Genomic DNA, 20,750 nt, shown 5'->3' on the forward strand with positions numbered 1-20,750 from the left:
CAGCACAACAAAATAAAATGGAGACAATAAAAAAAATAAACATTGGTATAAAACATATCGCAACACTTACTGGCCACAGCGGCTGTGTATATGCGATGGATAAAGGCATATCTGACAACACTGTTTTTACAGCGGGTAGCGATATGTTTATCGCATTATGGAATTTAGAAACTCTGCAAGCCGAAAAATTTTCAGCATCTTTACCTGCTGCTGTTTATGCTATTTGTCATATTCCTGAAAAAAAATTATTGCTTGCGGGAACAACAACCGGAAGTATTCACATCCTTGATTTAGAGAAAAAAGAAGAAATAAAAATGCTGCAACATCATACGGCACCGATTTTTGATATCAAATATTCCTTAGAAACCAATTGCTTTTATACAGCCGGTGGCGATGGTAATTTTGCCGTTTGCTCACTCGATACTTTGTCATTGATTAAAATGAAAAAACTATCCAAGGAAAAAGTACGCAGCATTGATTTTAATTATACCACTTCCGAAATAGCGGTTGCACTAGGGGATTGTAATATTCTTGTATTTGACCTGCATACATTGGATTATAAAAAAGATTTTATTGGGCATGGACTTGCATCAAATGTTGTGCGTTACAGCCCTGATGGTAAGTTTCTTTTGACTGGAGGAAGAGATGCACATTTAAACATATGGCAAGTAGGAAATTATGATTTACTAAAGTCAATTCCTGCACATAATTGGGCAATTTACGATATCGTATTTAGTCCCGATGCTACACTTTTTGCCACTGCCAGCCGTGATAAAACCATCAAAATTTGGGATGCAAAAACGTTTCAATTATTAAAACGCATCACCAAAGAAAATTTTGATGCTCATACACATTCGGTAAATAAATTGATTTGGAGTACTTGTAATAACTATTTGGTTTCTGTAGGTGATGATAGATTGGTTATGGTACGGGAAGTAAATAGTTTTTAGAACAAAAAATTAAAGAAATAAAAGGAGGCCAAAATGAATATTACAAAAGAACAAGTTTTAGAAGCTTTAAAAAATGTCGAAGATCCTGATTTAAAAAAGGATTTGGTAACCCTTGGTATGATCAAGGATTTAGAAGTAGAGGGTAAAAACGTGAGTTTTACCGTAGTACTTACAACACCTGCCTGCCCAATGAAAGAATTGATTCACAAGGCTTGTGTAAATTCGATTTTGCATTTTATAGATGAAGAAGCGAATGTAAATGTGAAAATGACTTCCGATGTTTCCTCTCGAAAAAGCGGTGGACCTCTGTTACCAAATGTTAAAAATATTATAGGAGTAGCATCTGGTAAAGGTGGTGTTGGGAAATCAACGGTAGCTTCAAATCTGGCTTTGGCTTTGGTAAAACTTGGGGCATCGGTTGGTTTAGTAGATGCTGATATTTATGGACCTTCACAAACCATTATGTTTGATGTGATGGATGCAAAGCCACAAATTAAAGCGATTAATGGTGTAAATAAAATGATTCCCGTAGAAAGTTTTGGTGTCAAATTATTATCTATAGGATTTTTTGTAGATACTTCCCAAGCGCTAGTCTGGCGTGGACCAATGGCATCAAAAGCGGTTGTCCAATTGTTTCAGGAAGCAGAATGGGGGGAATTAGATTATATGATTATTGATTTACCTCCCGGAACTGGCGACATTCATTTATCACTGGTTGGTGCCGTTCCTTTGAACGGAGTTGTAATTGTAAGCACTCCTCAATTTGTGGCTTTGGCTGATGCCAAAAAAGGAGTTGGAATGTTTCAATTACCGTCGATAAATGTACCCGTTTTAGGCATTGTAGAAAATATGGCCTATTTCAGTCCTCCCGACGAGCCGGAGAAACGCTATTATATTTTTGGCAAAGATGGAGCAAAAAAACTTGCCGAAGAATTAGAAGTTCCGTTGTTGGGAGAAATACCATTAGTACAAAATATTTGTGAATCTGGTGATCTAGGTCGCCCCGCTGTGCTGCAGGAAAACACACCCCAAGCTATTGCCTACATGGAAATGGCACGTAAAGTGGCACAACAAGTGTCTATACAAAATGCAAAAGCACCAGCTCAAGTGGCAGATGTTAAATGGTAAGATCAATAAAATAACACCTATCCTTTTTTCGATAAAAGTTTAAATAAATATAAAAAAATGAACGCACCAATCTCCATTTATACCGAAATGACGCCTAATCCCGTCACAATGAAATTTGTACTGACCTTTTTGTTAATCGATGAGGAAGGAGAAAGTATTGAATTCCGCACAAAAGAAAAGGCAGCCATTTCTCCTCTTGCCACAAAAATATTTGAACTTCCTTATGTAAAAGGCGTTTTTATTACTTCCAATTTTATTACCGTAACCAAGGACGAAAGCTTTGAATGGTATGAGGTAATACCGGAAATTAAGGAGCTAATTAAAGCAAAGCTTGCCCTAAAAGAACCTCTTCTCAATGGCGAATTAATTGAAGAAAAATCAGAAGTACCGGTAAACATTTCTGGGAATATTGAACAAAAAATAATTTCAATTCTTGATGAATATATTCGGCCAGCCGTTGAAGGAGATGGTGGCGCCATTAATTTTAAATCTTTCGAAAACGGAACAGTAACCGTGATGCTCAAAGGTTCTTGTCACGGCTGTCCTTCAACCAATACTACTTTGAAAATGGGTGTCCAAAACATGCTGCGGGAAATGCTTCCCGAAGTGAAAAATGTAGTTACGGAAACCGCATAACAGCTATACCACGGCAACAGTAATAGATACAGTATAAATTACGCGATTATCACTTAACAATATAAATGACGAACTAATATATTATACCGTTTTACCCCTTTTTTTAGTATAGGATAGAACAAATGTTTAACCGGAACCAAAAATAAAAGGGTTGCTTTTATTTTAATAATCCCCAATTTTTTTAAAAATGTTACATAACGATATTAAAATAGTAGAAGAGCCAAGGTATAAAACCAAACCAGATTGGCTGAGAGTGAAACTGCCAATGGGCGAAGAATATAAAAAGGTTCGAGAAATCGTATCTACTCATAAATTACATACCATTTGCGAAAGCGGCAGTTGTCCTAATATGGGCGAATGTTGGGGAGCAGGTACCGCCACCTATATGATTCTAGGAAATATATGCACCCGTTCCTGCGGATTTTGTAATGTGGCTACCGGTCGTCCGTTGCCGGTTGATTTAAAAGAACCAGAGCGTGTAGCAGAATCTGTGCGTCTCATGAATGTGAAACATTGCGTAATTACCTCGGTTAACCGTGATGATTTAAAAGATGGCGGCTCCATTATTTGGGTAGAAACGATTAATGCGATTCGCAGAGTGAGTCCTGAAACAAAATTTGAAACGCTTATCCCCGATTTTATGGGCAGTTGGGAAAACCTACAACGTATTATAGATGCACATCCAGACATCGTTTCTCATAATACAGAAACGGTTCGCAGGTTAACAAAACAGGTTCGTGTGCAGGCAAAATATGATCGAAGCCTCGAGGTATTACAACGACTGAAAGAGGCCGGAATGAAAACTAAATCAGGAATTATGCTTGGATTAGGAGAAACCGAACAGGAGATTTATGAAACAATGGATGATTTACGTGCAGTAGGCTGCGATGTATTAACAATGGGGCAGTACTTGCAACCTTCACCAAAACATTTGCCGGTTGTAGAATTTATTCACCCTGAAGTATTTGCTAAATATAAGGTAATAGGTCTCGAAAAAGGGTTTCGTTATGTGGAAAGTGGCCCTATGGTTCGTTCTTCCTATCATGCTGAAAAGCATATTTTTTAACCAATGGTTTTAAATTGATTATTCATTCGAATGATTCCTATTTTAAATTAAAAAAATCACAGAGTTTATGAGGGTTCTCTTTAAAACCTTGAATTTTATTTTAAATTATAAATATCACACTATGTATCCAGAACAATTAGTAATACCAATGAAGGAAGAACTTACATCTGCTGGTTTTGAAGACCTGCGCAACGCTGAGCAAGTAGAAGCTGCCATTAATTCAAAAGGTACCGTTTTAGTAGTTGTCAATTCAGTTTGTGGATGTGCTGCCGGTGCCGCACGACCGGGAGTAAAACTTTCATTGGACGCAAGCAAGCGCCCTGACCGAATCACAACTGTATTTGCAGGTTTCGATACTGAAGCCACTGCAGAAGCACGCAAACATTTTTTCCCATTTCCTCCTTCATCGCCTTGTGTAGGCCTATTCAAAGACGGAGAATTAGTCCATTTTGTAGAACGCCACCATATTGAAGGAAAGTCGGGAGCAATGATTGCCGAAAACCTAAAGGCCGCTTATGAGGAGTATTGTTAATCAACAAAGAAAAAAATAGCTTCTAATTTTAACGCGATAATTGCCGATTGATCGTTTAGCATTTTTAAAGATTAAATGTTATTTGGAATGTAATAAATAAGCAAATTGTATTCATCAACTGGGCTTGGAATTATTTTACAAAAGATTTTTTATTGTGGTTACTACTTTCACCAAAAAAAAAATAATGAATAATAGAATTGAACAATTACAGGAATTTTTAAAGGAAGATAGCAACGACTCTTTTCTGAAATACGCATTGGCATTAGAATATGTTTTGGTTAAAGAAAATGATACCGCTGTAAATTGCTTTTTGAAATTGATAAAGGATGATGAAAATTATGTAGCGAGTTATTATCAATTGGGGAAATTATATGAGTCGCTGAATGAAGTAGACAAAGCAGCTGAAACTTATAAAAGAGGAATTGAGATTGCCAAAAAAATGGGGAATAAAAAAACGTTATTGGAATTACAAGAAGTTTACAATATGCTTCTAGGGATTGATGAAGACGAATTTTGATTATCTTTCCTTCTTTTATTAAATAGACATTTCAAACTTTCATACACTCTCGAAAGGGAATTAATATATAGGATACTATGGAAAATTATTCAACAGAAGGTCCTTCTGTTCTAAGTGGAATCAAAAGTAACGACTTAGTTTATACCTATGGTAGCAGCCAATCCGATGTATATGACTGGCTATCGGATATTGTTGTACCACTTGATGATAAAGTTTACACTATTATTGAGATAAAATTTAAAGGATCCCGAAAGGAATTTTATCTTAATCATCAAAACATAGATTTAAAAAATGGAGAATTAGTTGTAGTTGATGGCAATAAGGGTGGTTATGATGTTGGGCATGTTTCCTTAACTGGTGAACTGGTAAGCTTGCAGCTCAAGAAAAAAAATGTAAATAAGGAAGATATCTTTAAAAAAATTCAACGGAAAGCTACTCCCTATGATGCAACTAAATGGAAACGTGCCAAAGAAATGGAATTAGATACGATGTGTAAAGCACGCGTGATAGCCAAAGAGCTCGGTTTATCAATGAAACTAACCGATGTAGATTATCAGGGTGATAAAGCTAAAGCCACATTTTATTACACCGCCGAAGGACGTGTGGATTATAGGGAGTTAATTAAATGCCTTTTCGAAGCCTTTCATGTGCGGATAGAGATGTGTCAAATTGGGTTGCGTGAAGAAGCAAATCGAATTGGCGATATTGGTCCTTGTGGAAGCTATTTGTGTTGCCAAACCTGGTCAACTAATTTTAAAACCGATTCTCCTTGGGTAGGTCCTCACAAAAAAAATTCATTATATAAGCGACAAGGGGATAAATTTGAATGCTACATCAATGATGAAAGCGAAAATAATCAACTAATCAAATCGGATGCTTGGCACGATGAGGTACAAACACAAAAAAAGCCTGAAGTTGTAAAGCCTCTATCCTATGTAAATGTTGTTGGTCAGGATAGTATAACTCGTTTTGATACTAAGGGGAGTGAGCTTAAAAAGCACCATATTAAAAATAAGAAACGCAAACCAGAATAATAAATTTAAAAAATTACTGCGGCAGGACATAAAGTTAATTTAAGTTGGAAAAATGATTCAGACAATTTATCTTTTAAAATTATGATCATACCCATCTACGACCAAAAATAACCTTTACAGGAGATTACATTCCAGATGAAACGATACTAAATGAAATTCACCATCGCGCCCACACGGAGTGTTTTATTGCAAACTCAGTTTTAACAGAGATAATTATTGAATCGGTATTTTTATAAAATATAAATCAGCAATACGATGTTACAACCCATTCATCAGCTAAGTTTTTTTAGTTTCATGGTCTAATTGCTACTTAAAATCGAAGGTATCGTATTTCTAATTAATTCTGATTTCCAGACTAATTAGCGCTTTTTAAAATTGTAGAATTAACAACTCCCTCTCTTTTGGAGAGGGTTAATGAAAAGGTTAAGAATTACTAAACTGTAGATTACTCAAATTTTTATAGATTCCATTTTCTAAGGCAATTAATTCCTGATGTGTTCCTTGCTCTGAAATTTTACCATTGTCTAAAACTAAAATTTGATCCGCACTGCGAATGGTTGACAAACGATGCGCTATAATAATACTTGTTCTTCCTTGCATCAAAATTTCTAACGCTTCTTGAACCAATTTTTCACTTTCACTATCTAGAGAAGAAGTTGCTTCATCTAAAATTAAAATACTTGGATTCTTGAGTAATGCCCTTGCAATGGCAATACGTTGTCTTTGTCCACCAGACAATTTAATTCCTCTTTCGCCCACGAGCGTTTCAAATTTTTCAGGAAAACTTTCGATGAAAGTAAAAGCATTAGCTTGTTTTGCTGCTAAAAGAATTTCCTCATCTGATGCGTCCGGTTTTCCATACGCAATATTCTCTTTAATCGTTCCACCAAACAAAATTACATCTTGAGGAACGATACTCATGTTTCCGCGAAGTTGTTCCAAATCAAAATCGTAAATGTTTTTTCCATCAACTAATATTTCTCCGCTATCAACATTATAAAAACGCAATAATAATGAAGCAATTGTTGATTTTCCTGTCCCACTTGGTCCAACAATAGCGATCTTTTGACCAAATTTAGCTGTGAAATTAACGTCTTTTAAAACTTTGATCTCTTTACGGGATGGGTAACTAAATTTTACATTCTTGAAAGTTACATCTCCTTTTATTTTTTGAGTCGCTGCATTTTGAACTGAATTAATTTTTTCTGGCGATTCATCTAGTAATTCAAATACACGCTCTGTGGCTCCAATTGCCTTTTGGATTTGGGCATAAAGCTCAGCAATTCCACCAAACGAGGCTCCAACAAAAGTAGAGTATAAGACAAATGAAATTAATTGTCCAACGCTCATTTCACCACTAATACTTAAACGAACGCCAAACCAAACAACTGCGACTATGGCACCAAAGAGGCAGAAAATGATAAAGGACGCAAAATACCCTCTATATTTTCCTCCTTTTATAGCAATGGCAACGACTTCTTTAATTTTGCCATTGTAACGAGCAATTTCATACCATTCATTGGCGAAAGCCTTAACAATAGAGATTCCTTGCATCGTTTCCTCAACTATAACTTGGCTTTCAGCAACTTTATCTTGAACACTTTTGGAATATTTTCTAATAAACCTACCGAAAATTACTGCTGCAACGGCAACTAGTGGCACAACAGATAACATTAAAAGTGTTAATTTGATACTTTCATTTGCCAATAAAAAAACGCCTCCAATAATTAAAATAAATTGCCTTAAAAACTCAGCAATTGTAGAAGTTAGTGTGTCTTGGATTTGGGTTATATCAGAACTAATACGGCTATTTAATTCTCCAACTCGTTTTTGCGAAAAGAAAGACATCGGAAGTTTTACCAAATTACTGTATAAAGCCAATCTCAGGTTTGCTAACGTATGCTCGGTAAAATTTACAAATAAATAGAGTCTGAAAAAAGAAAAGATGGATTGCATAAATAATATGACAACTAAACCAAGCGCAATATAATTAGCTTGAGACATATCTCTATTTTTTACACAATCTATAAGCATTCCCATCAATTTAGGAAAGGCTAGGGCAGTCGCACCGGTAAAGAGTAGAAAAACTAAACCAACATAAAATTTCCATTTATGATTACCAGCATATTTAAAAATAATTAGTGCTTTATTGAGAGAAGTAGCTGTAATTTTTGATTTGGGTAAATCATTTTCTTTGAATCTTGCCATTATTTATTATTTATGGGACAAATGTAAGACTATACGAAGTCAATACAAAAAAATCATTCAGTTTCATCTTTTATTTAAAATGCTGTTAAAGAGTAAGAAAGAAGATTTATCGCAAATTTTAATAATTTATTTTAAAAAAGTGTTTGCAGATATGGATTCTAAGTGTATATTTGCACACGCAATACAGAAACGAAAGTTACTAAATTGTAGAAGGGCGATTAGCTCAGCTGGTTCAGAGCACCTCGTTTACACCGAGGGGGTCGGGGGTTCGAACCCCTCATCGCCCACCAAAGACAAATAACGCCAATGGAAGACATTGGCGTTATTTTTTTATAATTATACTACTTTAAAATTTCAAAAAATGTTAAAACAGGTACAACGTGTTTGATTGTACTCCAGACAGCACACTTTGAGGTATACTTGAAAAAGTACCCTCTTTTTTTGGATATATATGATATCCTTTTTCCTCCATTTTACTGGCATTATATGATAACATTTCTGCATTGAACTGATTTTCAGCACAAACATTTTCTAGTTGTTCTAAAACAAACCACTCCTCTTCCTTATTTGGGTCAAATGTCCTGCCTAAATTGCTGGAAAACTTATTAAAGTTTTTTTACATGTTTTCTAGACTGTGCTTACCTATACATTCGCCATTCAGAAACCGTGTGGCAAATACAAAAATTAAGCCCATTTCATGATGTATAGTATAAGTTTATATCTACTAATTTTAAAGCTTTTAGGTTAGTATTTTTACTGTTAATGTTGCTCTTCATATTAATTTTCGAGCGGTAGAAATTCTTCTTTTCATAACTTCTTAATCCAAAAATTATTTAATTCACCACCTCTTAAAATTTGAAGCTAAAAAATAATCTATTCACAAATATTATTTTTAAATTTGCACTGTGAAAACTTGGAGTATACTTTTATCATTTTTGGTACTATTATTATCAACCGTACCTTGCAGCGCTTTTGAAAGCAATTCTAAGTGTATGCTAGATAAAAAGTGCGAAAAAGAATCTCACAAATGCTCTCCCTTTTACACTTGTGGTAGCTGCGTGGGTTTTGCTATGAGTACAGCTACTGTAGCCAAAGCTCAAAAAAATTTTTCTGTTAATAGTGACAAAACGCATGATATTGACATAGTTACTATTACAAATTCTTCTTTTAACGGTGCCATTTGGCAACCACCTAAATTTTCTTTTTATTTATAATCTTCAAAAACAGCTGACTACAAGTATTAGCTAAAAAAATTATTCATATTAAGAAATAAAAATGTTTAAATATATTTCACTATTTGTGGCAATAGCAACTATTGGCACAGCTCAGGCACAGCATAGCCTCAAAATCACTGTTAAGGATATAGATTCTAAGCTGCCACTAAATGCGGTTAGAGCCACTATACAGGCACAATCACTAACTTCTTATTCGAATGCAGAAGGGATAATTACATTTGAAAACCTAGACGAAGCTATGTACTTTATGTCATTTCAACTAGAAGGATACGTAGTAGAAAATAAAACAATTCAAGTCCCTTTAAAAACAGTTGAAGTAATTGTCTTCATGAAAAGTACAGCTGAAGAGATGGACGAAATTATCATCACCTCAACCAGGGGAACAAGAACGATCAACAACATTCCTACACGAGTCGAATTTATCGCTGGTGAAGAGCTAGAGGAAAAAGCCAACATGAAGCCTGGTGATATCCGAATGATGCTGAATGAGAGTACGGGGATACAAACGCAGCAAACATCGGCTACTTCAGGAAATTCCTCTATTCGAATTCAAGGTCTTGATGGGCGTTATACCCAAATTTTAAAGGATGGTTTTCCAGTTTATTCTGGTGCTTCAAGCGGTTTAGGTTTGTTGCAAACGCCTCCATTAGATTTAAAGCAAGTCGAAATAATAAAAGGTTCTGCCTCTACATTGTATGGTGGTGGAGCAATCGCTGGACTGGTAAATTTAGTTTCTAAAACGCCTAAAGATGAAAGAGAATTACGCTTTTTATTAAACGGCACTTCTGCTGGTGGTCTCGACATAAACGGATTTTACGGACAACGTTTTGATAAAATAGGATTGACTATTTTTGCTTCTCATGACCGCAACGCAGCCTACGATCCTGCTGATATTAAACTAACCGCTATTCCAAAATTCGAACGCTATAACTTCAATCCAAAATTGTTTTTATACCTTAATGATAAAACTGAATTGAACTTTGGTGTGAATACCGTTTTTGAAGATAGAATAGGTGGAAACATTGATTATATTAAAAATCGTAGTGATTTTCCCGACTGCTATTTCGAAAAAAATAAAACACAAAGAGTGAGCACTCAATTCACGCTTTCTCATAAAATTAATGACAGAGAATCTATTATCGTAAAAAACAGCATCAACAATTTCAGCCGTGTGATTACAATCCCTGACTATCTTTTTGATGGGGTTCAAACTAGTACTTTTTCTGAATTTACCTATGTAAACAATGGGGAATTATCTCAATGGATTGCAGGAGCCAATTTGTATACTGATGAATTCAAGGAGAAAAAGAAAAGTGCATTTCCCGAAAGAGATTATAATCAAATCACCTATGGCGCCTTTGTTCAAAACACGGTAAAAGCAACTGATTGGTTGCATCTAGAAACAGGATTTAGAGGTGATTACGTACATGAATATGGCTTCTCACTATTACCGAGAGCAGCGGCATTGTTTAGAATTAGTCCAAAGCTTAGCTCTAGACTTGGTGGTGGATTGGGTTACAAAACACCTACGATTTTTACTGAAGAAAGTGAATCTATACAATATCAAAACGTTTTACCAATAAATAGCGATATTAACAAACTCGAAAAAAGTTTTGGTTTCAACTTTGATGTAAATTACAAAACACATATTACAGATGCACTGTCACTATCTGTAAACCAATTATTTTTCTATACAAAAGTTAATAATCCTTTAATATTGACGCCTCTGGCAAACGACACTTTTCAGTTTTTAAATGTAGACGGAAATTTAAACACTAAGGGTACTGAAACTAATCTAAAACTCAGTTATGAAGACTTTAAATTGTTCATTGGCTACACCTACACTGATGCCACGGTCGAAAATAATGGCAATAAATCTCGAAATCCATTAACAGCCAAGCACCGTTTAAATAATGTGTTAATGTATGAGGTCGAAGACAAATGGAAAGTTGGTTTAGAGGCCTATTATTACAGTCCGCAACAATTAACTGATGGTTCCACTTCTCGTGATTATTGGATTTTTGGAGTGATGATAGAAAAATTATGGGAAAACTTTTCGATTTACGCAAATTTCGAAAACTTTACTGATACGCGTCAAACACGATTTGGTAGCATCTATACAGGGACACTTTCAAAACCTTTGTTTAAAGATATTTTTGCCCCGCTTGACGGCTTCGTGGTAAATGCGGGAATTAAAGTTAAAATCTAAAATTTTAAATAATACGGTATATTTATGAACCTCCTATATCGCATGATAAAGGAGGTTTTTCTTGATAAACAAATTTACATCGTAATTGAATGTTATTTAAAGCATCTCATCTAGAGTAAGGGATCCTGACTCTGTAATAAAATATGCAGCTTTTACAAATATAGGTAAATTGCTACTAACCAAGGATTACTATTGATTGCTGTATAGTAGGTGTCTTTATTCTTATCATTTAGAAACTATTTTGGTTCGCCAAACACATCAGCCTCCCCTTATTTATCCCTTTACTAATGAACAACCTACAATTATTTACTATTTTTAAATCAAGGTTGCAAACAAAATACAGTTTTTAACTCCCAAAATATTATTGGTAAATGTGTAATCTTTTTATCATCCGTACTTACAGCAATCACTTACACTCCCTTTTATACTAAAATCGGCTAATACTATTCTAATTTAATTAAATATTTTTTTAACAATGGGCAAGTAATGCTCTATATAAAAAACCAAAGTTTAAAGTTTCCTAGCTATTGTTCCTCTAAATTCCAAGTACTCTCGTATAATAAAGGAAAAAATAAGTTTAGGTGATTTATGTTGAGGTTTCGATCTGCTAATATTATTTCAAAATTAACAATTAAAGGTTTCAAATTAAAATTGTCATTTTACGAAGAGTTCATTGCCAAAATCATTAGCGCAACTAATACTACTAGAATTTAAAAAAAAATTAAGTTTTTTAAAATTAATATTTTAAACCTGTATATTCGGCATGTTCAAAAACATTAAAAGTTGCATAAGGTTTACAATTGAAGTCTATCCACTTGACAGTAAGACAAACAACGCCATTGGAAGACAATGACGATTTTGTTTTAACATTTATACTACTTTAAATTTTCAAAAAAAGTCAAAATGGGTATCAATTGTTCGACTGTAGTCCCTGACAGCCCACAAAAAACTCCATTAGAAATAATGGAGTTTTTTTATGCCTTTATTTTTCAGGAATAGTTAAAAAGTCGATGTAGAGTTCTAGTAGGTTTAAAATTCAAATCTTTATAATTAGTTTTTATTTTAATTTACCGCAGTGCAAAAGCTACTTTTTGTCTTTTAATTGAAATAGATCTTCCTTGTAAAAGAGCGCAAATTTGTAGTTTATTTGACTCAAAAGTTATTTAAAAAAAGTTCATCATCATTCAACCTTTTCTTGTTCGGAATCTTTTTTCTTTAAAGATCTGCCTCTGGGCTCATCACTCTCATGAAGCACAGTTATGGAATGTATAAACTTTGCAGCGGCAGCTGAATCTTTTACTTTTGAAGCACTTCGTTCTAACATTTCTGTTTCAAACTCAGTTAATACACTTTTCCTCACTCCATTTTCTCTCCATTGTGACAAGACCCCACATCCTTTTGCTATTCCTCGAGCCAGCGTAAGTGCATCCAGTAGTGCCTGATTTGCCCCTTGCCCTTTGAATGGACTCATGGGGTGAGCGGCATCTCCAATCAAAGTGACTTTGCCTCCTTTTTCTAACAATTCTGATTTTAGTAATTCGCGGTCATATACAGGATAACCAGAAATGTGAGTTTCTGGAGTTGCTGTTACAATCTGAGGAATGGGCTTATGCCACTGCGTTCTACGGCAAGCCTCTTCCTTGAGTGCTTGAGGTCCTTTAGAACTTAAGATCTTTGCCTCTTCTTCACTCATTGGGAAGCTAAGTTGCCACATCACCGATTCTAAATCATAAGGCATCATATAGATTCGCTCATTGCCATTGGCAGTTTGAAATACCGTGGCAGAGTCTAATAAAGAACTTTCAAGACCTTCAAGCGCAGCTAATGGACAAATACCTAATATTACAATACAATCGAGGTACCGTAAAGGGGTGTCATCGTCACCAATTAGTATCTTTCGCACGGCGCTACGAATTCCATCTGCTCCCACTACAAGATCGGCTTTGGCACTTTTCACCTCGCCGTTCACTTGGAATATTAGACTAACACCTTCATCCTCAGTTTCTTTAAAATCTATTAATTGGTGTCCCCACTGAACAAAATTAGCAGTGCCTAGTTGCTCGAGTAGCGCAAAGCGTAAAGACTGTCTTGAAATGTGCACATTTGAACGTTTGGCAGTCGTTATTTTATCGGACTGCATCCATTTTCTGACACCCCATTCCCCAATAACTTTTCCTTCCGTCGTGTGCATGAGATGTCTTGTTGAAACTACCCCTTTTTCCAATGAGAAAATACCTAATCCCTCGATAGCTTTACTGGCTTGTTGTAATGTTAGCCCGTAGCCTTGTGATCGAGCATCAAAATTGCTATCACGTTCATAAAGTGTAAAAGGAATCCCACGGTGCAAGCAAGCCACAGCTAAGGCCACTCCTCCTATACCACCGCCAATAATAGCAACGTGTGGGTATTTTTCTTTATCCACAACTGGATGATTAGCAGATGGAATTAACCCAGATCCGCCGCAGTTTGCGCAAGTGTAGAGGTGGGCTTTAGGTAGAGCTGGAGCTACCTCTGTTTCAGACGACTTTTCAAAATTTTCAACTGCCATCTGGTAGTTGCGTCGGGCTTTATCGCTAAGCCCTCTACTTTTTTTGCCGCGTCCCTGACATTCTTGACAAATAGTCCAACTTGTTTCTTTATTTTTTTCTTTTTTCACTTTCTCCTTAAAATATTTTACTTTGACTTCCTCTATAAAAAAAACGTAGCCAATATAATAGATGCTGAGTCTCATTTTAATGTAGCGTTGATGACTTTCATCAATTCTAATTAAATTAAAGAGAGAAATTAATCTTTTTCAATCTTTTGCCGCTTGTGATAATAATTAAGCAAATTTAATGCAAAAGGACACTAATACAAAACTAAGGTGGAATTGCCGACTAAAAAGTTGCAAACGACAAGTTGTAAAAGCAAACAGAATAATAGCAGTACCTAGTATGATTTTAATAGCCTCATTATATAGGGTAAAGACAGATAATACCAGCGTCAAACTGTTTTTGAATCTATTGATGCAGTGTTTGTTGGAATTTTAAAAATGTATGTATAAACTTTAGAATACTTTTCTCTTACCTTGGTTATTATATACTGAAAGTATTTACAAATCCTGAAAAATCATTGCATGAACAGTTTCATAAGGGCCCCTAAATTTGTCAAGAAATCGATAAGCTATGTTTGGTCTTTTCGTTTCCCCTTTACGGATGAACTATAGACTTAAAATGCAATTGGCGCAGCAAGACAACTGTCAGGAATATCAAATGCTTTTACCAAAGAAACAGCATCTGGCCTAATTTCCCAGCAAAGTTGATTGACCATTTTGCGAATGGCTTTTGTTTTTACAGCTTCCATATAACCGTCCTCGAGATACCATGCCTTGTTTTTCTCAATTTGTGAAAGTGCATACAGTTGATATAATTTTACCAATATTTTTTTACTCTTCGGATCTTCTATGGTCTGAATGGCTTCTTGAAACTGCTCTAAAACAATTCGTTCAAGATAGGCTTGAGCCACATCAATCATTTGATGCTGCACTACATTAAAGGCATCGTAAGGTTCAAGTCCGCTATCAATGAGTTTTTTTAATCGCTTTGCTGCAGATGCCAAAATCGTTTTTTCACGGTATTGAAAAGCCTCCAAATGAAACTCACCATCCATTAAATGAGCATCCTCGGTTTTTCGGGTTACAATTGGATTTTTTTCAGAAATAACTGTTTTAGCACTTTCATAAACATAATTGATTATACCCATAGCATCCATTTGGCCAAATGATTTTCGAAATTCTGACAAACGGTTTTTAGCTACTAATTGCATTAATACAGTATTGTCTCCTTCAAAAGTAGTATAGATTTCGGTGTCATTTTTTAAGGCATCAATCCGATTTTCAGATAAATAACCTTTACCACCACAAGCTTCGCGACATTCTTGTAAAACAGCAGTAGTATTCCAAGTAGAGTAGGCTTTCATGCCAGCAGCAAGGGATTCAATTTCCTGCATTTCAGATTCGTTTTTATCAATGAAACGCTTCGTAACGTATTGCAAAGCAAAATGGGTTGCATACGTTTTTGCCAACAACGGTAGAAGTCTGCGTTGATGAATGCGGTAATTTAATATGGGAACTTCTGAACCTCCTTCTGGGCCAAATTGCCTGCGCTTGTCGCTGTATTTAATGGCAATTGTCAAGCCAGATTTGGCTGCAGCCAAAGCAGATCTAGGAATCCCAATTCGGCCTCCAACCAAAGTTCCTAGCATGGTAAAAAAGCGTCTATTGTCGCTAGGAATTGGGCTTTCAAATTCGCCTTTTTCATTAATCGAGGCAAATCGATCTAGCATATTTTCTTTTGGAATCACTACATTATCAAAACGAATAGTTCCATTATCGACTCCATTAAGTCCCATTTTAAGTCCACAATCACCTATAGTAATTCCTTCTAAAATTGTACTGTTGGTATCTCGAAGCGGAACGATAAAGGCATTCACCCCATAATCTATTTCACCAATAATTAATTTTGCAAAAACAGTAGCCATTTGTCCATGAACTGCTGCGTTGCCAATATATTCTTTCTGTGCCTTTTCGTGCGGTGTATGAATAGTAAATGTTTGGTTTTTATGATTGTAGGTTGCAGTCGTTTCCATTCCTTTGACATTAGAACCGTGATTTGTTTCCGTCATAGCAAAACAACCTGGGAGTTGGAGTGAACCAATATCTTTCAAGTATTTACTATAATGCTTTTCTGTACCAAAAGATTGAACGCTCATTCCCCAAAGTCCAAATTGTACACCAAACTTGATTACTAAGCTTAAATCGTGATAACTCAATGTTTCCATTATAGCAAAATAATCGGCGATATTTTCGCCACCGCCATATTGCTTCGGATAAGCCATATTCCCTAAATTTTCTGCTGCGAGTATTTTACACCATTCATAAACTTTTTCACGATAAACAGCAGTATTTGTAGAAGTTTCATAGGCAAATTCGGGTCTGCTAATAACTGATTTTACCTTCTTAATAATTGCAGCTTGTTTTCCATCTAGTATTTGAGTTAATTTTTCTATTTCAAATCCAGAGTTTGTTTCATAATCTGAAGTAAAAGTCTTTGCAACCGTTTTGAAATCAGTCATCGCTTCCTCGCCTGAGATTCCTAAATCATTTTCGAGTTTTACAAAAGCAGGTCTGAGGTTGTTTAAAATTTGATCATTTTTAGCAAGCAAAATAGAAATATCAAAAATAGACTTAACGGAGGTATTCTCTTGAAGAATAGTTTCGATTTGTCTTTGCCAATCAGCCACAATTTCTCTAGCTGGAGGCGCAGAAACGGTCAGCTATGAAAGAAGTAATTTCTTTTCTTCTGCGGTAAGCCATTGCTGAGAAACGATAAACTCTTGCAGCGTCACTACTTCTTTTTGGTTTAAAAGATCGTCTGACCATACAAGATATAAATGGGGGATAAAGGCTTTGAGTTTTGAATTTTCCATAGTAAACATTAAATTTATTAAGAATTTTAAGTTTGGTTAAGATAGCGAAAATTAACGACTAAGGGTACGGAAAGCTCGTATAATTATAATTTTTGAAGGAAATAGCTCTAATTATTTAAACAAAAAAGACACCAAATTAATCTAATGTTAGTGCTCCTAAAATTTCCTCAGACAAAAAAGGTCCGCCAGGATAGGTAGCCGTGTAATCAAGGTTCATCCATATTTGACCTCGCTCGTCAACATGATAAAAGAGTTTTTTGTTGCTACTTTCGGCTGTAAATAAAACATTCTTAATTAGAAAATTTACTTTTTCTAAATCAGTCAAAGATCCTATTAATATTTCGGGATAAATATGTCCCGTGGTATGAATCAGTCTGGGAGTTCCACCAATAGACTTGATTGTGGCCGCCATTAAAATGGAATGATCATCACAGTCACCAGAAAAATAAAGTAATGACTCTGTAGCAGTAGCAATATAATCACGGGCTTTTGGGTCGCTGACATAATTCCATCTGCTATTGATCTCTTTGAAAACGGCGAAGCACTGTATAATAGTTCGATAATCAGAATATCCTTTTACATCTTTAAAATGTTTTGAGGTAGCCATAATAGCAAAATTTCTAACTTTTGGATTTTGATATTCTATGGCGTTTATAATCTTTGATTTATTGGGAAATGGAAGTAGTTTAGCAATAATAATATCTTGTGGATATGGATTATCGGACATTGTATACAGTATTGAATTGTAATCTTCAAAAACACTGTTAAACCCATAATTACCAATAGTTGAGCCATAAAATAATACCAATACATACAAGATAATACAAAAGATAATAATGGTTCGTAGGAAGCGTAGAATAATTTGAATAACAACTACCATTACTATGAAAAGTACTACTCTATCAATATTTAGAAACCAATTAGGATTGATTAGATTTTGATGTACAATGATAAAAACGGGGATTGCAATCAAAATATTCAGGACAAAAATAATAACGTCATCCCAGGGTTTTTTTACCTGAAATTGCTGTTTTAGACCTTGAAAATTAATTTTTTTTATTTTTATCATAGCAAAGATAAAAACAGTTCTCTATACTGTTTTTACTATATCATCAAAAGTACCTTTTTTCTCGATAATTTTAAGTTGAAAAAGTTGATTTTGCACTTTGTTTAACATTATTTCTGAAAACGTATTTTGTGACCATCTGGTTAGCGATAACCATTCTTCTATATCCTCAATTTTTTGATCGTATTTTGATGCTAAGGTTTTCTCAATACCCGGAATAGCCTTAAATTTTTGAGTAGCGTTATTGATGATTTTGATAATTTCCGAAATAATTTTGGGTTGCTTTTCCAATATTTCATTCCGAACAGCTATTACAAAACAAGGCCAAGGCGTAGGGCAATCGCCAACACGACGGAAAGTGCCTTTGTCAACTAATGGCTTGGTCATAAAACGTTCCCACATAAAATAGTCGGCAGTTCCGTTAGTCAAAGCTTCAACGGCTCCATCAATTGTATTAACGATTTTGAATTGCAAATTTTCAGTTTTCCAACCTTGATTACCCGCATTGACATATGCCATTAACTGAGAGCCAGAACCCAATCTGGAAATAGCCACTGTGGTGTTTTCTAGGTCGGCTAAGTCCGTATAATCTGAATTTGCTGCTACATGAATTCCCCAAATCAAAGGGCTTTCGACATAAACTTGAACAATTTTGCTTGGATTTCCAGCAATGATATCTTTCACGATTCCCTCTGTAAGGATGACCGCAACATCAGTTTCACCATCACGAAGCATTTGACACATTTTACCAGTTCCTTCGGGAACATCAGTCCATTGTAAATCGATGTTTTGCTTTTCGAAATCTCCGTTTTCTATGGCTAAATGCCAAGGTAAATTAAAATGTTCTGGAACGCCTGCGATTTTTATTGTAGTCATTATAGGTTGGGATTTTTTAATTCATACCAGTTCCAAGAAATAGCATCTTCAAGGTATTGCTCGGTCATTTTCAGTCCAATTTTTTGTAATATTGTGTTTGAGGCTATATTATATGTATGCGCTGCGGCCTCCATGATTTTGATTCCCATTACATTAAAACCATAATCCAACCATGCAAAACTGGCTTCGCTGGCGTATCCTTTGCCCCAGAATTTTTCGTTTAACCGATAGCCAATATCGTAAAAGTCAACCTTTTTATTTACCATTTCGATGTTGTATTTTAATCCGGCCCAACCAATTAATTCATTAGTTTCTTTCAAAACAACCACAAATCGCCCAATATTATTTTGAATGTATTGTGCTCTAACAAGTTCAACATAGGAATATACTTCGCTAATATCAGTCAATGGTTTGTTCCAAAGATATTGATGTACAGTAGGATTGCTGTCCATCTCAAATAATGCTTCGGCATCTGAAACAAGCATTTCTCTTAAAATTAAGCGGTCGGTTTCTAAAATAAGATCCATGTTTATATTGAAAATTGGATGGTTAATAATTTAGCCCTGTTAGTAGTGAAAATCCTTTTCCTTTTTACTTTAAAAAGGAAAAGATTACTTCACCATACTTTTATTTTTATTTGAGTTCAGTGAATTTTATTTGCAACGAATAGCAGGAATTAGTTCCTAAAATTACACATTAATATCTTTAAAATTATTCAATTTTGCATACCGAATCATATTGGTGAAAGCCTCCTGATCTAGTTTTGGTATTTCCAGAATGGAGTTCAACAAAGTGGTATCGTATTCGTTGGCAGCTGCCGTAAAATAAGGGTTTAAATGTTTGCCAATGCTTTCATAATACAATTTTTCAATGATATTCTTATATAAAAAGTCATTCGAATTTTGGATTAAAGTAAAATTAGTATAGCCCACTTCCTTCATAATCAACTGCAATCCATTTACCATATTGAAACTTTTGTTGTGCACAATATTAAGTTGCTCAATATCATCTCTTTGAAACGTATTTACGATCACTTTTGCCACATAATCGACAGGAATAATGTTCAAAACTGTATCTTGATTCACAATGAAGCGAACATTTTCTTGATCTCCTTTTCGCTGGGAACTAAAGTGAAAGAATTTTGCCAAAAGATAAAAAACCATATATTTTGAAATAAAATAAGGATTTTCAGTTCCTAACATTTTACCTCCAATCACACTTGGTCGCAGAATTTGAAAAGGCAAATCTATTTTTTTACATTCTTGTGCTATAAAATTTTCCGAGTGGAATTTAGCGTTTTCATACGCATTACGATGATCCGGTTTAAATTCTAAACTATGAAAATCATTGTCGATCAGTCCTTTTCGGTTTCCAGATGAAAAAGCGGTTCCTATATAAATGAATTTTTTTATAAAAGGATGAAAGAGCTGAAAAATAGATTTGGTGATGGTTGTATTTTCATCAAAAATCTTTTCGCGCTGGGCTTCATCAGTAGATAAATTCACGAATCCAGCAGAATGGATAAAATAAGCATCTTTTATTTGGCTTGAAAAAGTATCTTGAATTTCAGCCAAATCGGTATCAATGATTTCAATGTATTCGCGCAGTTTTTCTAGGCCTTTGTCTTTAATAATTTTTGGTGTATAACTGCTCGATAAAAGTTCGTTTATGCGATCTAAAGAAGATTTTTTTCCTTTATTTCGGGCAATTATAAAAAGTTTGCCATCAATTTTAGTGTTGATGAAAAGTTCCAGAATTTCATACATAATATGAGATCCTAGAACTCCTGTTGCACCTGTAAGAATTATTTTCATTATCGTTTTGTTC

Annotated in this window: 16 protein-coding genes and 1 tRNA gene; 9 read left to right on the plus strand and 8 right to left on the minus strand. The window is 34.9% G+C overall.

Annotation, left to right across the window (positions count from 1 at the left end):
- The first annotated feature begins 17 nt into the window (after nucleotides 1-17).
- The 7 genes from IWX83_RS08360 (at nucleotide 18) to IWX83_RS08390 (ending at nucleotide 5,863) form a co-directional block, all read left to right on the plus strand.
- Complete coding sequence (locus IWX83_RS08360) at nucleotides 18-950, plus strand: WD40 repeat domain-containing protein (protein ID WP_196828985.1); 933 nt, start codon at nucleotides 18-20, stop codon at nucleotides 948-950.
- Nucleotides 951-983: 33 nt separating this feature from the next.
- Nucleotides 984-2,078, plus strand: a complete 1,095-nt coding sequence (locus IWX83_RS08365) for an Mrp/NBP35 family ATP-binding protein (protein ID WP_196828987.1) — start codon at nucleotides 984-986, stop codon at nucleotides 2,076-2,078.
- A gap of 57 nt (nucleotides 2,079-2,135) precedes the next feature.
- On the plus strand, nucleotides 2,136-2,714 hold the full coding sequence (locus IWX83_RS08370) for a NifU family protein (RefSeq protein WP_196828989.1): 579 nt from the start codon (nucleotides 2,136-2,138) through the stop codon (nucleotides 2,712-2,714).
- Nucleotides 2,715-2,901: 187 nt separating this feature from the next.
- Complete coding sequence (gene lipA, locus IWX83_RS08375) at nucleotides 2,902-3,780, plus strand: lipoyl synthase (RefSeq protein ID WP_196828991.1); 879 nt, start codon at nucleotides 2,902-2,904, stop codon at nucleotides 3,778-3,780.
- A 121-nt stretch (nucleotides 3,781-3,901) separates the two neighbouring features.
- Nucleotides 3,902-4,312, plus strand: a complete 411-nt coding sequence (locus IWX83_RS08380; RefSeq protein WP_196828993.1) for a BrxA/BrxB family bacilliredoxin — start codon at nucleotides 3,902-3,904, stop codon at nucleotides 4,310-4,312.
- A gap of 184 nt (nucleotides 4,313-4,496) precedes the next feature.
- The gene (locus IWX83_RS08385; protein WP_196828995.1) at nucleotides 4,497-4,829 is read left to right on the plus strand and encodes a lipopolysaccharide assembly protein LapB; all 333 of its coding nucleotides are present in this window, start codon (nucleotides 4,497-4,499) and stop codon (nucleotides 4,827-4,829) included.
- Nucleotides 4,830-4,906: 77 nt separating this feature from the next.
- Nucleotides 4,907-5,863: a stage 0 sporulation family protein gene (locus IWX83_RS08390; RefSeq protein WP_196828997.1), complete on the plus strand. Its 957-nt coding sequence runs from the start codon at nucleotides 4,907-4,909 to the stop codon at nucleotides 5,861-5,863.
- Between the two features lie 423 nt (nucleotides 5,864-6,286).
- Here IWX83_RS08390 and IWX83_RS08395 read toward each other — a convergent pair whose 3' ends face one another.
- On the minus strand, nucleotides 6,287-8,071 hold the full coding sequence (locus IWX83_RS08395) for an ABC transporter ATP-binding protein (protein ID WP_196828999.1): 1,785 nt from the start codon (nucleotides 8,069-8,071) through the stop codon (nucleotides 6,287-6,289).
- Nucleotides 8,072-8,283: 212 nt separating this feature from the next.
- On the opposite strand from IWX83_RS08395, the gene IWX83_RS08400 reads away from it, so the two are divergent.
- Nucleotides 8,284-8,361: transfer RNA gene (locus tag IWX83_RS08400), tRNA-Val, on the plus strand.
- A gap of 985 nt (nucleotides 8,362-9,346) precedes the next feature.
- Nucleotides 9,347-11,515, plus strand: coding sequence for a TonB-dependent siderophore receptor (locus IWX83_RS08405; protein ID WP_196829001.1), 2,169 nt, complete (start codon nucleotides 9,347-9,349; stop codon nucleotides 11,513-11,515).
- Nucleotides 11,516-12,695: 1,180 nt separating this feature from the next.
- Here IWX83_RS08405 and IWX83_RS08410 read toward each other — a convergent pair.
- The 7 genes from IWX83_RS08410 to IWX83_RS08435 form a co-directional block, all read right to left on the minus strand.
- A complete protein-coding gene (locus IWX83_RS08410) occupies nucleotides 12,696-14,171 on the minus strand; it encodes an FAD-dependent oxidoreductase (protein ID WP_370568405.1) in 1,476 nt (491 codons plus the stop codon).
- A gap of 551 nt (nucleotides 14,172-14,722) precedes the next feature.
- On the minus strand, nucleotides 14,723-16,795 hold the full coding sequence (locus tag IWX83_RS08415) for an acyl-CoA dehydrogenase (protein WP_370568404.1): 2,073 nt from the start codon (nucleotides 16,793-16,795) through the stop codon (nucleotides 14,723-14,725).
- A 33-nt stretch (nucleotides 16,796-16,828) separates the two neighbouring features.
- Nucleotides 16,829-16,981 (minus strand): hypothetical protein, encoded by a 153-nt coding sequence (locus IWX83_RS17195; protein WP_231379889.1) that lies wholly within the window; start codon nucleotides 16,979-16,981, stop codon nucleotides 16,829-16,831.
- Between the two features lie 136 nt (nucleotides 16,982-17,117).
- Complete coding sequence (locus IWX83_RS08420; protein ID WP_196829005.1) at nucleotides 17,118-18,050, minus strand: transglutaminase; 933 nt, start codon at nucleotides 18,048-18,050, stop codon at nucleotides 17,118-17,120.
- A gap of 21 nt (nucleotides 18,051-18,071) precedes the next feature.
- Nucleotides 18,072-18,923, minus strand: a complete 852-nt coding sequence (locus IWX83_RS08425; RefSeq protein ID WP_073351103.1) for a substrate-binding domain-containing protein — start codon at nucleotides 18,921-18,923, stop codon at nucleotides 18,072-18,074.
- Nucleotides 18,923-19,450 carry a GNAT family N-acetyltransferase gene (locus IWX83_RS08430; RefSeq protein WP_073351104.1) on the minus strand — a complete coding sequence of 176 codons (528 nt, stop codon included), beginning with the start codon at nucleotides 19,448-19,450 and terminating at the stop codon, nucleotides 18,923-18,925. The genes IWX83_RS08425 and IWX83_RS08430 overlap by 1 nt, the downstream gene beginning before the upstream one ends.
- Before the next feature lie 162 nt (nucleotides 19,451-19,612).
- The gene (locus tag IWX83_RS08435; RefSeq protein WP_073351106.1) at nucleotides 19,613-20,737 is read right to left on the minus strand and encodes an SDR family oxidoreductase; all 1,125 of its coding nucleotides are present in this window, start codon (nucleotides 20,735-20,737) and stop codon (nucleotides 19,613-19,615) included.
- Nucleotides 20,738-20,750: the final 13 nt, after the last annotated feature.

It is taken from the genome of Flavobacterium sp. CG_9.1 (assembly GCF_015751645.1).
Taxonomy (GTDB): domain Bacteria; phylum Bacteroidota; class Bacteroidia; order Flavobacteriales; family Flavobacteriaceae; genus Flavobacterium; species Flavobacterium xanthum.

Coding starts and splice junctions, on each gene's coding strand:
- IWX83_RS08385 (WP_196828995.1), top strand. CDS start 4,497: ATGAATAATAGAATTGAACAATTACAGGAATTTTTAAAGGAAGATAGC.
- IWX83_RS08360 (WP_196828985.1), top strand. CDS start 18: ATGGAGACAATAAAAAAAATAAACATTGGTATAAAACATATCGCAACA.
- IWX83_RS08380 (WP_196828993.1), top strand. CDS start 3,902: ATGTATCCAGAACAATTAGTAATACCAATGAAGGAAGAACTTACATCT.
- IWX83_RS08395 (WP_196828999.1), bottom strand. CDS start 8,071: ATGGCAAGATTCAAAGAAAATGATTTACCCAAATCAAAAATTACAGCT.
- lipA (WP_196828991.1), top strand. CDS start 2,902: ATGTTACATAACGATATTAAAATAGTAGAAGAGCCAAGGTATAAAACC.
- IWX83_RS08390 (WP_196828997.1), top strand. CDS start 4,907: ATGGAAAATTATTCAACAGAAGGTCCTTCTGTTCTAAGTGGAATCAAA.
- IWX83_RS08430 (WP_073351104.1), bottom strand. CDS start 19,450: ATGGATCTTATTTTAGAAACCGACCGCTTAATTTTAAGAGAAATGCTT.
- IWX83_RS08370 (WP_196828989.1), top strand. CDS start 2,136: ATGAACGCACCAATCTCCATTTATACCGAAATGACGCCTAATCCCGTC.
- IWX83_RS08405 (WP_196829001.1), top strand. CDS start 9,347: ATGTTTAAATATATTTCACTATTTGTGGCAATAGCAACTATTGGCACA.
- IWX83_RS08420 (WP_196829005.1), bottom strand. CDS start 18,050: ATGATAAAAATAAAAAAAATTAATTTTCAAGGTCTAAAACAGCAATTT.
- IWX83_RS08365 (WP_196828987.1), top strand. CDS start 984: ATGAATATTACAAAAGAACAAGTTTTAGAAGCTTTAAAAAATGTCGAA.
- IWX83_RS17195 (WP_231379889.1), bottom strand. CDS start 16,981: ATGGAAAATTCAAAACTCAAAGCCTTTATCCCCCATTTATATCTTGTA.
- IWX83_RS08425 (WP_073351103.1), bottom strand. CDS start 18,923: ATGACTACAATAAAAATCGCAGGCGTTCCAGAACATTTTAATTTACCT.
- IWX83_RS08435 (WP_073351106.1), bottom strand. CDS start 20,737: ATGAAAATAATTCTTACAGGTGCAACAGGAGTTCTAGGATCTCATATT.